Below are 15,000 nucleotides of genomic sequence, written 5' to 3' on the forward strand. Positions count from 1 at the left end.
TCGCTCGGTACGGTGCTCGCGTGAGCAAGAAGCAGCCCGTCGGCACACCGGCGCTCGTCGCGCTCGAGCGTGCGGGCGTGCCGCACACCGTTCACCCCTACGACCACGACGCGGGCAGCGACGTCGGCTACGGCCTCGAGGCCGCCCAGGTGCTGGGGCTCGAGCCCGAGCAGGTGTTCAAGACCCTGATGGCCTCGGTGGACGGCACGCTCACCGTCGCCGTGGTCCCGGTGGCCGGTAAGCTGGATCTCAAGGCGCTGGCCTCCGCGGTCGGTGGGAAGAAGGCCGCGATGGCCGACCCGGCCGCCGCCGAGCGCGCGACCGGGTACGTGGTGGGCGGCATCTCGCCGCTCGGGCAGAAGACGGCGCACCCCACGGTGCTCGACGAGACGATCTGGCTGTTCGACACGGTCTACGTCTCCGGTGGTCGCCGCGGGCTCGACGTGGGTCTCGCCCCGGAGGACCTCGTACGGCTCACCGACGCCGTGGTCGCCGACATCGCACGCGACTGATCGGCAGACCCGGCCGCGTGCCCGACGGCCCGCCGCAGCCCCGGTACCCCCTCGTGCTCGGCGCCCCGTCGGGATAGCGTCGAGGCGTCCCAGGCACGACGAGGTGCGGGAGGAGACGCCATGTCGGAGCACGTCTACAAGGTGGTCGAGGTCGTCGGGTCGTCCGCGGCCGGGATCGACGCAGCGATCAACAACGCGGTCGAGCGCGCGGCGAAGCACACCCGGCACCTGGACTGGTTCGAGGTCACCGAGATCCGCGGGCACCTCGCCGACCAGGCCGTGGCGCACGTCCAGGTGTCGCTGAAGATCGGCTTCCGCCTGGAGGAGTGAGCGACCCCGGCGCACGCGTCGGACCGGCGACAACCCGGACCGAGCTCGGTCAGCGGGCCCCGAACCGCTGGTCGCTCGGCACGATCTGCTTGCCCATCGGCAGCAGCGAGACCGGGATCAGCTTGAGGTTGGCCCAGCCCATCGGGATCCCGATGATCGACACGAACAGCGGGATCGCCGTGACCACGTGCCCGAGCGCGAGCCACCAGCCCGCCACGAGCAGCCAGACGACGTTCCCGAGCGTCGACCACGCGCCCGCGTCCGGACGGTCGACCACGGTGCGTCCGAAGGGCCACAGCACGTACGCCGCGATCCGGAACGACGCGATGCCGAACGGGATCGTCACGACGAGCAGGACGCAGATCAGGCCCGCGACGACGTAACCGAGGGCGAGCCAGGCACCCGCGAGCACCAGCCAGATGACGTTGAGCAGAGCGTTGACGACCTTCACACCCCCACCGTGCCCCGGATCGGCGCGCGGCGGTATCCGGGATCACCCGGATCTGGCACCGGGTCGATCTCCCGGCATCTCGGCCGGCGAGCGGGCCGCCGGTCACTCGCCGGCGACCACCAGGGGGTGATCCGGGTCGGTCAGGTCGACCACCACGGTCGCCAGGTGAGCCGGCCGGCACTCGTCGAGGTAGAGGCCCTGGCCCTCGACGTACCGACGGTTCGCCGGGTCGTCCGGGTCCGGCGATCCCCCGTCCCGCTGCGCCGTGCGCGCGACGGTCACCTCGAACGGCGCGTCCAGGAACACCGACACGTCCCACAGCGCCGCGAGCTCGCGGCGGTGCAGGAACATCCCGTCGACCACGATCACCGCGTCCTCGGGGACCCACACCGGAGGGACGTCGACCGGCGTGTCCGTCCGGTGGTCGAACACCGCGGTGCGGATCCGCGGCTCGTCGTCGCGCAACGGACGCACCACCGCGTCGAGGAACGCGGCCAGGTCCACCGAGTCCAGGTAGTACCCCGTCGCCGAGTCGCGACCCCGCGCGTACCGCCGCTCAGCGGGCTGCAGGAAGTCGTCCAGGCTCACCCGCAGCACGTCTCGGCCGGCCGCGCGCAACGAGTCGGCGAGCGCCTCGGCCACCGTCGTCTTGCCGACGCCGTCCACACCGTCGACCCCGAGCAGGAGCCGCCCGGGCCCCGCCTGGTCCACCGCGAGGCCGATCTCCGAGAGCACACCGTCCAGAGCAGTCACCGGCCCAGAGTGCCACTACAGTCCGGCGTGTGAGCAGTCCGCACCCCGACGAGGAGCGGGCCGCCCGCGTCGCCGGCCGGTGGCGGGACGCGCAGCGCCGCGTCGCCGACGCCGCCACCGCCGCCGGACGCGACCCCCGTGAGGTGCGGATCCTGCTCGCCGTGAAGACCCTGCCCGCGAGGGTCGTCCGCGAGGCGGTGCTCAGTGGCGCGACGCTGCTCGGCCAGAACCGGGTCCAGGAGCTCACCGCCGTGGCACCCGAACTGGCCGCGCTCGCGCCGACCTGGCACGTGATCGGGCACCTGCAGTCCAACAAGGTGAACGCGGCGCTGCAGTGGGCGCACGCCGTGCAGAGCGTGGACAGCACCGATCTCGCCGCACGACTGTCCCGGCGGTGCACGGCTCTCGACCGCGACCTCGAGGTCTGGGTGCAGGTGAACGTCTCCGGTGAGGCGACCAAGAGCGGTGTGACCCCGGCGGCGGCGCTCGAGCTGGCGGCCGAGGTCGCCGCGCTGCCCCGGCTGCGCCTCGCGGGCCTGATGACGATCGGCGCGCGGTCGGACGACGAGGCCCTGGTCCGCGCCGGCTATGCGCGGCTGCGCGAGCTGCGCGACGCACTCGTCGGGTCGGGTGCACCGGGCACGGCCGATGCGCACGGCCTGTCGATGGGCATGAGCGGGGACGTCGAGCTCGCGGTCGCCGAGGGTGCCACGATGGTCCGCCTCGGCAGCGCGGTGTTCGGGCCGCGCCCGCCGGCCTGACCGACCACGGAAATCCGCGTGCACCCGACGCCTCGGGACTCCAGACTCACCGCGTGATCGTGCGCACCGCCGTCCCGTCCGACCGCTCGACCCTGGCCGTGCTGGCCGCCGGGCTCCAGCGACGACCCGAGCGCCACGTGGCCTACCTCGGCCTCGACGCCGAGACGATCGCCGCCGAGATGGTCGCCGAGGACGACGACTGGACCGCGGTGAGCGCCGTGGCCGAGCGGGACGGCGCCCCGGTGGGGTGGCTGGTGGGCTCCGTGGACCAGGAGATCGGCCGGGTGTGGTGGTTCGGCCCGTTCATCACCGCCGAGGACGAGGGCTGGGTGGCGATCGCGGACGCCCTCGACGCGCACGCCCGCGCGTTGCTGCCCGCCGCTATCGACCAGGAGGAGCTCGCACCCGACGCGCGGTTCGACGTCCTGATCGCCTGGGCCCGCGCGCACGGCTTCGCCGCGGAGAGCGGGTCGGCCGTCCTCACGCTCGGCGGGCCTCTGCCAGGCCCCGCGGTCGAAGCGCGCCCGCTGCGGCCGGACGACGTCGACGTCGCAGCGCTGCACGACCGGCTGTTCCCGAGGACGCACGCCACCGGCGACGGGCTGCTGCGCGACGCCGACCCCGACCATCTGCGCCTGGTGGTCGAGCAGGACGGCACGCCCGTCGGCTACCTCGCCGCCGAGCGCCAACCTGACGGTGACGGGTACCTCGACTTCCTCGGCGTCGCGGAGCACGCACGCCGCCAGGGTTGGGGCGGCGAGCTGGTCAAGGCCGCGGTGGCGGCCCTCCGGGCGCTCGGCTGCGGTCGGGTGCACCTCACGGTGCGGGAGACCAACGTCGCGGCGCGCAGCCTCTACCAGGGCCTGGGGTTCGTCGAGGAGCGGGTGATCGCCCCGCAACGGCGTGGCTTCTCCCTCGACTGAGGTGGCACACCTGCCGGCCCCCGGCATCGTCGGCCGGTGACCTGCGTCACAGCGGCGCTCGTCGGCCCTCTCTTCAGGTATGAGCGCACGACACCTCCGGACCGTCGGTCACCCGCGGCGCCAAACCGGTCCCGTCGGGGTCCTTGACTCGGCGGCGATCGGGCCGATGGGGCAGGTGAGTCCCCACCGACCGGAGCACGTCATGACCGCCGAGTTCACCCCCACCAGCATCCTGCGCGACCACGGCCCCCACGCGTTCGCGCCGAGCGACGTCGCGCACGCGGTGCTGCTCTCCGACGACGGGCTCTTCGAGGAGATCGTCACCGGGCACCCGCGCGACGTGCTGCACCGCTGCGGCGCCTGGCGGCTGCTCGGCGAGACGACCTGGACGCCGGAGGCGGCGGAGTCGGCCCGAGCCCTGCGGACCCTGCTCGGCCCGGTGCGGCACCCGCTCGCCCGGGTGGTGATCGCGGCCCTCAGCGAGGGCATCGAGACGGCCGAGGCGGCCTTCCCGCCGGCCGGCGAGCCGAACGAGGAGCCCGCTCGCGTCGAGGCGAGCGCCCAGCACGCCGCCTGAGCCTCACGGCACCCGGGCGGTCCACTCCTGGGTGCCGAACTTGGTCTCGACGAGCTCGTCGGCGCGCGCCCGCTCCCCCTCGGTGACGGCCCCGTCGACGGTCCGGTAGCGCGACCTGAAGTGAGCCTTGAACGCTTCGATCACCTCGGCACGAGCCATCCCGGACTGCGAGCGCAGCGGGTCGACGCGCTTGTTCGCGCTCTTCGTGCCCTTGTCCGAGAGCTTCTCCCGGCCGATCCGCAGGACCTCGAGCATCTTCGACTGGTCGATGTCGTAGGCCATCGTCACGTGGTGCAGCACGGCGCCGGTGGCGAGCCGCTTCTGCGCCGCGCCGGCGATCTTGCCGGCCGGCGAGGCGATGTCGTTGAGCGGCACGTAGCGGGCGTCGATCCCGATCTCGGCGAGCGCGCCGAGCACCCAGTCGTCCAGGAACGCGTACGAGCGCTCGAAGCTCAGGCCCTCGACGAGCGAGGCCGGCACGGTGAGCGAGTAGGTGATCGTGTTGCCGGGCTCGATGAACATCGCGCCACCACCGGAGATCCGCCGGACCACGGTGATGCCGTGCCGGTCGGCCGCCTCCGCGTCGACCTCGTTGCGCAGCGACTGGAACGAGCCGATCACCACGGCCGGCGCGCCCCACTCCCAGATCCGGAGCGTGGGCCGGCGGGTCCCGGCGCCGACCGCCTCGGCCATCGCCTGGTCGAGCGCCATGTGCATGGCCGGCGACGCCGGTCCCTCGTGGACGATCTCGAACTCGTGGTCGTCCCAGCCGGTGGCGTGCCCGAGGGCGCGCCGCACCGCCACCGCGACCGCGTCGGCACTGAAGCCGACCATCACGGCGCCTGCTCCGAGCGCCTGCTCGACGACCCGGGTCAGCTCGGCGACCGGGGTGTCTGCGGGCTGCCCCAGCAGGGCCTCGTTGATCGCTTCGAGCGCGGTGTCCGGCTCGAGGAAGAAGTCGCCACTGACCGCGACCCGGGTCAGCCTCCCGTCGTCGACCTCGACGTCGACCGCCACGAGCTTGCCACCGGGGACCTTGTACTCACCGTGCACCGAGTCATCCTAGGACTCCGCCGGGGTGAACGCAGACCCGAGCGCGCGCACGGGCACGGCTGCTCAGGCGCCCACCAGCCGGACCCCGGCGTAGGCGACCGCCGCGACCAGCACCCAGGAGGCGAGCCCGAGCGCCAAGGCGCGGCCGCCCGTGCGACGCAGCATCGCGATGTGGATGCCGGTCCCGAGCCCGACGAGCGCGGCGACCAGGAGGACCTGCTGGGTGAGCTCGGCGGCGTGCAGGACGCCGTCCGGCAACCAGCCCGTGCTGGCCACCAGGATCGCGACGAGGAACCCGACGACGAACAGCGGGACCGGTGCGGGCCGCCGGCCGTCGGCGCGCGGCTGTGCCTGCCTCCCCGCGGTCCGCCGCTCGCGCAGCGCGACCGCGGCCACCAGCGGTGCGAGCAGCACGACACGGCTGAGCTTGACCACGACGGCGGCGGAGAGCGCCCCGGGCACGCGGTTCGCGGTGGCGACGGTCTGGCCCACGTCGTGCACGCTCGCTCCGACCCACGCCCCGAACGACGTGACGTCCAGGCCGAGCACCCCGCGCAGCGGCGGGAGCAGCAGGATCGCGAGCGAGCCGCACAGCGTGACCAGGGCGACCGCGACGCCGACGTCCTCCTCGTCGCAGTCCACGACCTCCTTCATGGCCCCGACCGCGGACGCACCACAGATCGAGAACCCGGTCGCGACGAGCAACGAGCGGGTCCGTCCGACCCGGAGCAGCCGGCCCAGCACCTGCGTCCCGGTGAAGGTGAGCGTGACGGTCGCCGCCACCACGGCGAGACCGGCCCAGCCGAGCCCTGCCACCTGGCCGAGGGACAGCTGAAGACCGAGCAGGACGACTCCGACCCGCAGCAGACGCTTCGCGGCGAAGGCGGTGCCCGGCCGCAGCACCGCGCGGTGCAGCCCGAGGTTGGCTGCGAGAGCGCCGAGCACCACGGCGACGGTCGTGGCGCCGAGCCCCGGGACGGCCGCGGCCACACCGAACGCGACGAGCGTCGCGGCCGCGACGGCAGCGAGTCCGGGTACGAGTGGTCGCAGGCGCCCGAACCGCTCGACCGGGCCCGGCACCACCGTCGCGCCCGGCCGCGTCGCGGCCCGCACCTCGTCGCTCATCCGGTCTCCTCGCTCGTCCCATGTCTGTTCGACCGGGGCAAGCCTCCGCTACGCAGGTGCCCACGCGGAAGGCCAGGATCTTGATCGACCCATCACCATTCGTGATGACTCCGGGTACGGTGGCCACGTGCCCGAGAACCCGAAGCCGGCGCTCGGCCCGGCGGCGCCGCAGGTGCCGGATCTCGTCTCGCTGTCGCTCCTGCGGGCGATCGGCGAGGAGCAGAGCCTGTCCCGCGCGGCGGCCCGGCACGGCCTGAGCCAGCCCGCCGTGTCGGCCCGGCTGCGGGCCCTCGAGCGCCGGGTCGGCACGACGCTGGTGGACCGCGGACCGCGCGGGTCGCGACTGACCCCCGCGGGGGCACTGGTGGCCGGCTGGGCCGGACCGGTGCTGGACGCTGCGGCGGACCTCGGCGCCGGCCTCGCCTCGCTGCGCAGCGATGCGCGGGGGCGCCTGCGCCTCGCCGCGTCACTGACCGTCGCCGAGCACCTGCTCCCCGGCTGGCTCGCGCTCTACGCCGCGGCCCACCCGGACTCCACCGTGACCCTTGACGCGATGAACTCGGTGCGCGTCGAGCAGGCGGTCCTGGACGGCTCGGTCGACCTGGGGTTCGTCGAGGGGCCGAACCCGCCACGCGGCCTCAGGTCGCGCGTGGTCGCGCGCGACCGGCTCGCCGTCGTCGTGCACCCCGGGCACGCGTGGGCCCACCGGTCCGAACCGGTCGAGCCCCGCGAGCTGGCCGCCACCCGGCTGGTGCAGCGTGAGCCGACCTCGGGCACCCGCACCTTCCTCGAGACCGCCCTCGCGGGGGCGGGAGTCGGACCGTCCGCCGCGCCCGTGCTCGAGCTCTCCACGACGAGCGCGGTGCGCTCCGCCGCCGTGGCCGGCGCGGGGCCGGCCGCCCTGAGCCTGCTGGCTGTGTCCCGCGACATCGCCGACGGCCGGCTCGTCGAGGTGGACGTCGCACTGGACCTGCGGCGCCCGCTGCGCGCGGTCTGGCGCGGCGACCTCGGCCCCGCGGCGCTCGACCTGCTTCGGATCGCGGGCCGGCTCCGCGAGGCCTGACACGACCGAGGGCCCCGCAGCGCGCGGAGCCCTCGGTTCGTCGCGTCAGCCGTGCTCAGCCGTGACCGCGCGCGACGACGCGCACCATCTTGAGGTTGATCACGGCGAAGCGGACGAGCTGGAAGAACACGTTCCTGCGGCGGGCCAACGTCTTGGGAGTCGGCAGCGGTGACGAAGCGATGGCCTCGTCGGCGATCGGGTCGGACATGGTCACTGGTCCTCTCTGGCGGGTCTTGGTCGGTCGTCCAGTCGCTCACGGGTCCGGCGGTCGCGCGGCCTGCGCGCGTCCCGCCCTCTCGGTCACTCCGGGATGAGGAACCAGAACGGACGCGCCTTGGCCTTGTAGATGAACAGGTAGTGCAGCATCGCCTTGATCCAGTGGCCGGCCAGGCCGATCTCGCCGGACGTGCCCTTCTGGTCACGACCCGTCCCCGGGTACTTCTTCCAGTCCGGCACCACCGGGAACATGGTCATCGCGGCCGCCGACCCCCGGGTGAAGCCGTTGCCCGCCGACGCGACGCAGGCGGCTCCCATCCGGGCCATCGACGCGGTGTGCGCGTGGGCCTGGTCGCCCTTCGCGATCAGGTCCTTGATGGTGAGCGCGACGGTCTTGGCCATGATCCCGGACGGCATGCCGGTGCGCGGCGGTGCCGGCGTGATGACCGTGCCGTTCGGGCTCTTGCGCGGCACCGAGATCGGGTGCGGCGGCGCGAACGCGATGCCCGGCGCGAAGATGTTCGGGTACGAGGGGTTGCGGTAGGTGGTGGGCCAGTCGTCGGCCGACCACTCCTCGTACGGCTTGGGCGTGTAGTCGGCGTCGACCTTGGTCAACCCGTTGGGTGCGAAGAGCCGGTCGGTGATGTCCGCACCGGCGCGGTCGTACGCCTTCATGTCTGCGCCCTTGAACGGCGGCAGGAGCATCGCGAAGTCGAAGTCGAGGCTGTGCTCGGAGCCGTCCAGCTGCTCGTAGTGCACCGTGCCGGGCTCGACCTTCTGGACGTGGGCCCGCAGGATCGCCTTGACGCCACGCTCCCGGAAGAGCGACTCGGTCCAGGTCTTCGACGACGTCGTGAAGCCCATCTGGGTGAAGCTCATGCCGCCGACGCCGAAGTCGCCGAGCTCGTACTCGTTGGACAGGTACACGACCTCGGCGTTGTCCCGCACGCCCTTCTCGCGCAGCTCGTGCTCGACGTTGAAGGTGTACTCGAACGCGGCGCCCTCGCACGTGCACATGCCGTGGCCGGTGCCGATCACGATCGTCTTCTTCTCGCCGGCCCGCATCTGCTCGACGAGCGCGTCGAACTCCTTCGAGGTCTCGGCCGCGTGCGAGGCCGTGCAGACGGACAACGAGTTGCCGTCCGGACCGAGCCCCGGGGTCGCCGCGAAGTTCAGCTTCGGACCGGTCGCGTTGATCAGGTAGTCGTACCAGAGCCGCTCGGTCTGCCCCTGCGAACCGGGCGCCGTCGAGGAGACCTCCACCTGCGGTCGCTCGTCCTCGGCCGTGCCCTCGGGGAAGATCGTGGTGGCCAGCGCCTGGTGGAACCCGATCCCCTTGCGCCGGTAGATCGGGGCGAGCGGGAAGACCACCTGGTCCGAGGCCATCTTGCCGACGCCGACCCAGATGTTCGACGGGATCCAGTTCCACTTCGAGTTCGGCGACACCACGACGATCTCGTGCTGCTTGCCGAGCATCCTGCGCAGGTGCAGTGCCGCGGTGTGTCCGGCGATGCCGGCCCCCAGGATCACTACGCGAGCCATCGATCTCCTCCTCGAGGTCGTTGCGGCGCCTTGCCGCCGGGCGCCCTGGCCCGACCGATGAGCATACCCCCAGGGGTATACCCCTCGAGGATTGTTCCGCACCGACATCGATACCACTCGGACGGCCGTCGCGAGGTCGATTCGGGGCGCGGCTCCGGCAGATAGGGTCGAGCCGTGCCCCACGACGTCAGCTGGGACGACTACAACGCCCACCAGTGGGGCCGCGTCCCCCGCGCCTCGCTCGACCTCGCGCTGGACGCGACCAGCGGCGAACCCGGCGTCGCGGTCGACCTCGGCTGCGGCGAGGGTGTCGAGGTGGCGGCCCTGCTCGACGCCGGGTGGACCGTGCACGCGGTCGACGGCGAGCCCGCAGCGCTCGCGCGGATCGTCGACCGGCACGGCTCGCACGCCGCCCTGCACGTGCAGCACGCCGACTTCACCGCCCCGCCGGTGCTACCGCCGGCGGACCTGGTGCACTCCTCGTACGCCCTGCCCTACTGTCCGCCGGCCGCCTTCGACGCCCTGTGGGCCGAGGTGCGCGAAGCGCTCCGCCCCGGCGCCGTGCTCGCCGTCCAGCTGTTCGGCCCGAACGACGACTCCTACGGCGACCCCGAGATGACGTTCCACACCGAGGCCGAGGCCCAGGAGCTGCTCGCCGGGCTCGAGATCCTGCACTGGCGTGAGGAGGACGCCGACGGCAACGCCTACACCGGGCCCAAGCACTGGCACGTCTTCCACGTGGTCGCCCGACGACCCGCCTGACACCGCGCCCGGCGCGACCCGGCACGGCCGGACCCGTGCTCAGGAGCGGTTCGGCACCCCGGCGCGCAGCAGCCCGTAGGTGATCGCGTCGACCAGCGCCTCCCACGAGGCCTCGACCAGGTTCGGCCCCACGCCGACCGTCATCCAGGTGGTCTCCGCGTCGGTGTCCATCGTCTCGACGAGCACGCGCGTGGTGGCGTCCGTGCCGTGCTCGGTGTCCAGGATGCGCACCTTGAAGTCGATCAGCTCGAACCTGCCGACCTCGGGGTAGGTCGGCTCGACCGCCTTGCGCAGCGCGTGGTCGAGCGCGTTCACCGGACCGTTGCCCTCGCCGGTCGCGAGCATCCGCTCGCCGCCGACGTGCATCTTCACGGTCGCCTCGCTCGACGCCTGGGTCGGGTCGCCGGGCATCGTCTCGACGAAGACGCGCCAGCTCTCGGTGGTGAAGAACGCCGGTCGCGCCCCGTCGAGCTCCTCGCGCAGCAGCAGCTCGAACGACGCATCCGCTGCGTCGTAGGTGTACCCCTGCGCCTCGGCGTCCTTGACCCGGTTGGTCACCTTGGTCAGCAGCTCGCCGCGTCCGGTCAGGTCGTACCCCAGCTCACGGCCCTTGAGCTCGATCGACGCGCGGCCCGCCATGTCCGAGACCAGCATCCGCATGTCGTTGCCGACCGTGATCGGGTCGGTGTGCTGGTACATGTCCGGGTCGACCTTGATGGCGCTCGCGTGCAGGCCCGCCTTGTGCGCGAACGCGCTCGCGCCCACGTACGGCTGGCGCGCGAACGGCGCGATGTTCGTGATCTCGCTGATCGCGTGCGCGATCCGGGTCATCTCCCGCAGGCCGTCACCGGCGAGCAGCCGACGGCCGTGCTTGATCTCCAGGTTGGCGACGACCGTGAGCAGGTCGGCGTTCCCGGTCCGCTCGCCGTAGCCGTTCACCGTGCCCTGCACGTGCACCGCGCCCGCGCTGACCGCGGCCAGGGTGTTCGCGACCGCGCACCCCGTGTCGTTGTGCGCGTGCATGCCCAGCCGCCCGGTGGTGCGCTGCTGCACGGTGGCCACGACCTCGTGGACCCACTCCGGGATCATGCCGCCGTTGGTGTCGCACAGCACGACGGTCTCCGCGCCCGCCTCGAACGACTCGAGCACCGCTGCGACCGCGTAGTCCTCGTCGTACCGGAACCCGTCGAAGAAGTGCTCGACGTCCACCACCACGCGTCGCCCCTCGCGGCGCAGGAGTCGCACGGTGTCGGCGATCATCGCGAGGTTCTCCTCGCCCGTGGTCCGCAGCGCGCGCTCGACGTGACGGATGTCCGACTTGGCGACGAGCGTGACCACGGGCGCCTCGCTGTCGAGCAGTGCCCGCACCTGGGTGTCCTCGGCCGCCGTGGTGCCGGCCTTGCGGGTCGAGCCGAACGCGACGAGCTCGGCGTTGCGCAGGTCGAGCTCCTTGGCGGCGCGCTTGAAGAACTCGGTGTCCTTGGGGATCGCGCCCGGCCAGCCACCCTCGATGAAGCCGACCCCGAGCTCGTCGAGCAGCGGCGCGATCGCGAGCTTGTCGGCCACCGAGAGGTTCATGCCCTCCTGCTGGGCCCCGTCTCGCAGGGTCGTGTCGTAGACGTCGAAGGTGGTGTCCACCGGGTCTCCTCGGGCTGGCCGTCGGCGTCGGTGCCGACGGGTCGAACCAGGCACTGCGGGCAGGTTCCGTCCACGGTACGCGGGGTGCTGCCCGACCAGGGGTGGCGGTCGGGCCGTGGACGGTGCCGGTCGGGCGGGGGTGGTGCCCGGACCAACAAAAAGACCCCCCGAGGTCACGGGAGGTCTGCGCGTCCGGCGAGGTGCCGAACGCGCTACTCGATAATGAGGTGTGCTGGGTGAGTCACGCGGGCATCATGCCACAGCCCTCCAGCGCCGCCAAGGACCGTCTCAGCCGCGCCGCGCGCGTTCCCCTGCGCCACGACGGCACCATGGCTAGCGTGGGCGTGTCGAGCCGGAACGGCCCAGCACGACGGGCCCTCCCACCTGGAGGAACGATGACCGACCCGTACGAGCCGACCCGCCGGATGCCGCCGGTGCAGCCGCCGGTCCAGCACACCCAGCCCGAGCCACCCGCCGCGCCACCGAAGCCCGCGTGGACGATCGACGCCGGCAGGTACTGGGCCGGGGCGGTCGCCACCGCCGTCGTCGCCGCGCTCGTGGGGGTGGTCGGCACGATCGTGGCCGAGGAGATCCTGAACGTCGACCTCGTGGTGCAGGACCCGTTCGGCACGGACTCGCACCTGTGGGCCTACGTGCTCGGCGGAGCCGTGGCCGCGCTGCTCGCGGCCGGGCTGCTCCAGCTGCTCGTGATCGCCGCGCCCCGTCCCCAGGCGTTCTTCGGCTGGATCGTGGGCCTGGTCACGGTGGTCGCGATGCTGCTCCCGCTGACCTGGACCGACGACCTGGGCAGCGCGGTCGCGAGCGGCCTGGTCAACCTCGTGGTCGGCCTGTCGATCGGCTCGCTGCTCGGCGGCGTGCTGAGGTGGACGCTCCACCCGACCGTCCCCTGAGCGAACCGGGCGCGGGCCCGGCTGCTCGGACGAGCCGACGCCGGCCGGTCGGACCCGCTGCTCGGACCCGCCGCCCGGGCGCACCGTTCAGGCGAGCCGGCGCATCCAGCCGTGCGTGTCCTCGGCGCGCCCGTACTGCACGGCCGTGAGCTGGTGCCGGATCGCGGTGGTCACGGTGCCGGTCGCGCCGCCGTTGACCTCGAGGTCGAACCCGTCTCCGACGAGCCGGCCGATCGGCGTCACGACGGCCGCCGTTCCGCACGCGAAGATCTCCGTGACGTCTCCCGTGCGCAGCCCCTCCAGCACCTCGGCGAGGGGCAGGTCGCGCTCGACCACCTCGTGCCCGCCCTCGCGCAGCAGCGTGAGGATCGAGTCCCGGGTGACACCCTCGAGGATCGTGCCGGACAGCGCGGGCGTGGCGATCGACCCGTCCCGGTGCACGACCATGACGTTCATCCCGCCGAGCTCCTCGAGCAGCGAGCTGGTCGCCGCGTCCAGGAAGCACACCTGCTCGCAGCCGTGCGCGTAGGCCTCCTGCTGAGGCAGCAGCGACGCCGCGTAGTTGCCGCCGCACTTGGCCGCGCCGGTCCCGCCGGGGCCCGCCCGGTGGTAGTCCTCGGCGACGAAGATCGACACGGGGCGCACACCGCCGGAGAAGTAGGGACCAACCGGGGAGGCGATCAGCAGGTAGTCGACCCGGCGCGACGGGCGCACCCCGAGGAACGACTCCGCCGCGAACATGAAGGGGCGCAGGTAGAGGCTCGTCTCGTCCGCGCCCGGCACCCACGCACCGTCGACCGCGACCAGTGCCTCGATCGAGCCCAGGAAGTCCTCGACCGAGAGCTCCGGCAGGGCCAGCCGACGGGCCGAGGCCGCGAACCGCGCCGCGTTCTTCTCGGGCCGGAACGTCCAGATCGAGCCGTCCGCGTGGCGGTAGGCCTTGAGCCCCTCGAAGATCTCCTGGCCGTAGTGCAGCACCGCCGCGGCCGGGTCGAGCTGGAGCGGTCCGTACGGCTCGACGCGGCGGTCGGTCCAGCCCTCGTCGGCGGTCCACGTCACCCGCGCCATGTGGTCGGTGAAGACCACGCCGAACGACGGCGAGGCGATGAGCTCGGCGCGCTCCGACTCGCTGCGCGGTGAGTCGCTGAGCCGTCGCTCGAACGCGTCGGCGGAGGTGTGTGCCGTGGTGCTCATCTCGTTCCCTTCGACCGGGGCGCAGCGCCCACGGAACCGGCCCTGAGGCTACCTGTGCATCCGGTCACTTCACACCAGCCGGACCATCCAGCCGTGCGGGTCGGCCGCCCTGCCGTGCTGCACGTCGGTCAGCCCCTCACGCACGGCCACCGTCACCGGTCCGGCGGTCCCGTCACCCACCCGCTCGTCGAAGCCGGTCCCGGCCAGCCGGCCGATCGGCGTGACCACCGCGCCGGTCCCGCAGGCGAAGGCCTCGGCGACCTCTCCCGAGCGCAACCCGTCGAGCACCTCCGCCAACGGCACGTCCCGCTCCTCGACGTCGTGCCCGGCCTCGCGCAGGAGCGTGAGCACGGCGTCCCGGGTCACCCCGGGAAGGATCGTGCCGGACAGCCCCGGTGTCACGACCGACCCGTCCGAGCGCACGACGACCACGTTCATGCCGCCGAGCTCCTCGAGGTTGGCCCCGGTTCGCGCGTCGAGGAAGCAGACCTGGTCGCAGCCGTGCGCATAGGCCTCGGCCTGCGACGCGAGCGACGCGCCGTAGTTGCCCATCGTCTTGACCGCGCCGGTCCCGCCAGGTCCCGCGCGATGCAGGTCCTCGGCGACCCAGATCGACACCGGCGTGAGCGCGTCCGAGAAGTACGCGCCCGCCGGCGAGGCGATCACGAGGTACTCGACCCGGTGCGCGGCCCGGACGAGCAACGTCGGCTCGGTGGCGACCATGAACGGTCGCAGGTAGAGGCTGGTCTCCGCGCCGTCCGGGACCCAGGCCTCGTCGACCGCGACCAGCGCCTGGATCGAGCCGAGGAAGTCCTCGGCCGGCAGCTCCGGGAGGGCCAGGCGGCGGGCCGAGGCTGCGAACCTGGCCGCGTTCTGCTCCGGCCGGAACGTCCACACCGAGCCGTCGGGGTGCCGGTACGCCTTCAGGCCTTCGAACACCTCCTGGCCGTAGTGCAGCACGAGCGAGGACGGCTCGAGCTCGAGCGGTCCGTACGGCTCGACCCGACGGTCGCCCCAGCCGGTCTCGCTCGTCCAGGTCGCCCGGGCCAGGTGGTCGGTGAACACGTCGCCGAACCGCGGCGCCGCCAGCAGGGCCTTGCGCTCGACGTCCGGCCGCGGCGTGGTGGACCGTCGCACCGCGAAGGCGCGCGCCGCCTCGGTCAGCTCCGCGGGGCCCGTGATCGTCATG

17 protein-coding genes are annotated in these 15,000 nt (G+C 73.0%); 8 read left to right on the top strand and 9 right to left on the bottom strand.

All coding sequences use genetic code 11. The annotated features are described in order from the left end of the window. Positions 1–20 precede the first annotated feature (20 nt). Together ybaK and OEB99_RS06865 are read left to right on the top strand one after the other, a co-directional pair. Positions 21–512 (top strand): Cys-tRNA(Pro) deacylase, encoded by a 492-nt coding sequence (gene ybaK, locus OEB99_RS06860; protein ID WP_263509208.1) that lies wholly within the window; start codon positions 21–23, stop codon positions 510–512. Between the two features lie 120 nt (positions 513–632). Beyond that, positions 633–842, top strand: a complete 210-nt coding sequence (locus OEB99_RS06865; RefSeq protein ID WP_263509210.1) for a dodecin — start codon at positions 633–635, stop codon at positions 840–842. A gap of 49 nt (positions 843–891) precedes the next feature. Here OEB99_RS06865 and OEB99_RS06870 read toward each other — a convergent pair whose 3' ends face one another. Together OEB99_RS06870 and OEB99_RS06875 are read right to left on the bottom strand one after the other, a co-directional pair. Then, positions 892–1,293 carry a YccF domain-containing protein gene (locus OEB99_RS06870; protein ID WP_263509211.1) on the bottom strand — a complete coding sequence of 134 codons (402 nt, stop codon included), beginning with the start codon at positions 1,291–1,293 and terminating at the stop codon, positions 892–894. Positions 1,294–1,395: 102 nt separating this feature from the next. Beyond that, positions 1,396–2,046: a nucleoside/nucleotide kinase family protein gene (locus OEB99_RS06875; RefSeq protein WP_263509213.1), complete on the bottom strand. Its 651-nt coding sequence runs from the start codon at positions 2,044–2,046 to the stop codon at positions 1,396–1,398. Between the two features lie 29 nt (positions 2,047–2,075). Between OEB99_RS06875 and OEB99_RS06880 the strand changes: the two genes are divergently transcribed. The 3 genes from OEB99_RS06880 to OEB99_RS06890 all read left to right on the top strand — a co-directional run bounded on the left by OEB99_RS06880 (position 2,076) and on the right by OEB99_RS06890 (position 4,307). Continuing rightward, positions 2,076–2,807, top strand: coding sequence for a YggS family pyridoxal phosphate-dependent enzyme (locus OEB99_RS06880; RefSeq protein WP_263509216.1), 732 nt, complete (start codon positions 2,076–2,078; stop codon positions 2,805–2,807). 53 nt (positions 2,808–2,860) lie between these two features. Then, positions 2,861–3,730, top strand: coding sequence for a GNAT family N-acetyltransferase (locus OEB99_RS06885; RefSeq protein WP_263509217.1), 870 nt, complete (start codon positions 2,861–2,863; stop codon positions 3,728–3,730). A gap of 202 nt (positions 3,731–3,932) precedes the next feature. Further along, a complete protein-coding gene (locus OEB99_RS06890) occupies positions 3,933–4,307 on the top strand; it encodes a hypothetical protein (protein WP_263509219.1) in 375 nt (124 codons plus the stop codon). 3 nt (positions 4,308–4,310) lie between these two features. Here OEB99_RS06890 and lplAB read toward each other — a convergent pair whose 3' ends face one another. Both lplAB and OEB99_RS06900 read right to left on the bottom strand, forming a co-directional pair. Then, positions 4,311–5,360 carry a lipoate-protein ligase LplAB gene (lplAB, locus tag OEB99_RS06895; RefSeq protein ID WP_263509220.1) on the bottom strand — a complete coding sequence of 350 codons (1,050 nt, stop codon included), beginning with the start codon at positions 5,358–5,360 and terminating at the stop codon, positions 4,311–4,313. 63 nt (positions 5,361–5,423) lie between these two features. Then, a complete protein-coding gene (locus OEB99_RS06900; RefSeq protein ID WP_263509221.1) occupies positions 5,424–6,485 on the bottom strand; it encodes a YeiH family protein in 1,062 nt (353 codons plus the stop codon). 127 nt (positions 6,486–6,612) lie between these two features. On the opposite strand from OEB99_RS06900, the gene OEB99_RS06905 reads away from it, so the two are divergent. Next, positions 6,613–7,548 carry a LysR family transcriptional regulator gene (locus OEB99_RS06905; RefSeq protein ID WP_263509222.1) on the top strand — a complete coding sequence of 312 codons (936 nt, stop codon included), beginning with the start codon at positions 6,613–6,615 and terminating at the stop codon, positions 7,546–7,548. 55 nt (positions 7,549–7,603) lie between these two features. Here the strand turns inward: OEB99_RS06905 and OEB99_RS06910 are convergent, their stop codons facing one another. Next, positions 7,604–7,756 (bottom strand): hypothetical protein, encoded by a 153-nt coding sequence (locus OEB99_RS06910; protein WP_263509223.1) that lies wholly within the window; start codon positions 7,754–7,756, stop codon positions 7,604–7,606. Positions 7,757–7,848: 92 nt separating this feature from the next. Continuing rightward, complete coding sequence (locus OEB99_RS06915; RefSeq protein WP_263509224.1) at positions 7,849–9,306, bottom strand: NAD(P)/FAD-dependent oxidoreductase; 1,458 nt, start codon at positions 9,304–9,306, stop codon at positions 7,849–7,851. Between the two features lie 174 nt (positions 9,307–9,480). Here OEB99_RS06915 and OEB99_RS06920 point away from each other — a divergent pair, with 174 nt between their 5' ends. Next, positions 9,481–10,068 (top strand): class I SAM-dependent methyltransferase, encoded by a 588-nt coding sequence (locus OEB99_RS06920; protein WP_263509226.1) that lies wholly within the window; start codon positions 9,481–9,483, stop codon positions 10,066–10,068. A 39-nt stretch (positions 10,069–10,107) separates the two neighbouring features. On the opposite strand, the gene cimA is transcribed toward OEB99_RS06920, so the two are convergent. Further along, positions 10,108–11,646, bottom strand: a complete 1,539-nt coding sequence (cimA, locus tag OEB99_RS06925) for a citramalate synthase (RefSeq protein ID WP_263509440.1) — start codon at positions 11,644–11,646, stop codon at positions 10,108–10,110. 455 nt (positions 11,647–12,101) lie between these two features. On the opposite strand from cimA, the gene OEB99_RS06930 reads away from it, so the two are divergent. Beyond that, positions 12,102–12,617, top strand: coding sequence for a DUF6069 family protein (locus OEB99_RS06930; RefSeq protein ID WP_263509228.1), 516 nt, complete (start codon positions 12,102–12,104; stop codon positions 12,615–12,617). 87 nt (positions 12,618–12,704) lie between these two features. Here OEB99_RS06930 and OEB99_RS06935 read toward each other — a convergent pair whose 3' ends face one another. Beyond that, on the bottom strand, positions 12,705–13,811 hold the full coding sequence (locus tag OEB99_RS06935; RefSeq protein WP_263509229.1) for a branched-chain amino acid aminotransferase: 1,107 nt from the start codon (positions 13,809–13,811) through the stop codon (positions 12,705–12,707). Between the two features lie 69 nt (positions 13,812–13,880). Continuing rightward, on the bottom strand, positions 13,881–14,999 hold the full coding sequence (locus OEB99_RS06940; RefSeq protein WP_263509230.1) for a branched-chain amino acid aminotransferase: 1,119 nt from the start codon (positions 14,997–14,999) through the stop codon (positions 13,881–13,883). Position 15,000 lies beyond the last annotated feature (1 nt).

This window comes from Actinotalea endophytica (assembly GCF_025717005.1).
Lineage (GTDB): Bacteria > Actinomycetota > Actinomycetes > Actinomycetales > Cellulomonadaceae > Actinotalea.

Bases quoted from the DNA above. Each gene is read 5' to 3' on its own strand.
- OEB99_RS06915 (WP_263509224.1), bottom strand. From the start codon at position 9,306: ATGGCTCGCGTAGTGATCCTGGGGGCCGGCATCGCCGGACACACCGCG.
- OEB99_RS06910 (WP_263509223.1), bottom strand. From the start codon at position 7,756: ATGTCCGACCCGATCGCCGACGAGGCCATCGCTTCGTCACCGCTGCCG.
- OEB99_RS06900 (WP_263509221.1), bottom strand. From the start codon at position 6,485: ATGAGCGACGAGGTGCGGGCCGCGACGCGGCCGGGCGCGACGGTGGTG.
- cimA (WP_263509440.1), bottom strand. From the start codon at position 11,646: ATGAACCTCTCGGTGGCCGACAAGCTCGCGATCGCGCCGCTGCTCGAC.
- OEB99_RS06865 (WP_263509210.1), top strand. From the start codon at position 633: ATGTCGGAGCACGTCTACAAGGTGGTCGAGGTCGTCGGGTCGTCCGCG.
- OEB99_RS06930 (WP_263509228.1), top strand. From the start codon at position 12,102: ATGACCGACCCGTACGAGCCGACCCGCCGGATGCCGCCGGTGCAGCCG.
- OEB99_RS06890 (WP_263509219.1), top strand. From the start codon at position 3,933: ATGACCGCCGAGTTCACCCCCACCAGCATCCTGCGCGACCACGGCCCC.
- OEB99_RS06940 (WP_263509230.1), bottom strand. From the start codon at position 14,999: ATGACGATCACGGGCCCCGCGGAGCTGACCGAGGCGGCGCGCGCCTTC.
- OEB99_RS06935 (WP_263509229.1), bottom strand. From the start codon at position 13,811: ATGAGCACCACGGCACACACCTCCGCCGACGCGTTCGAGCGACGGCTC.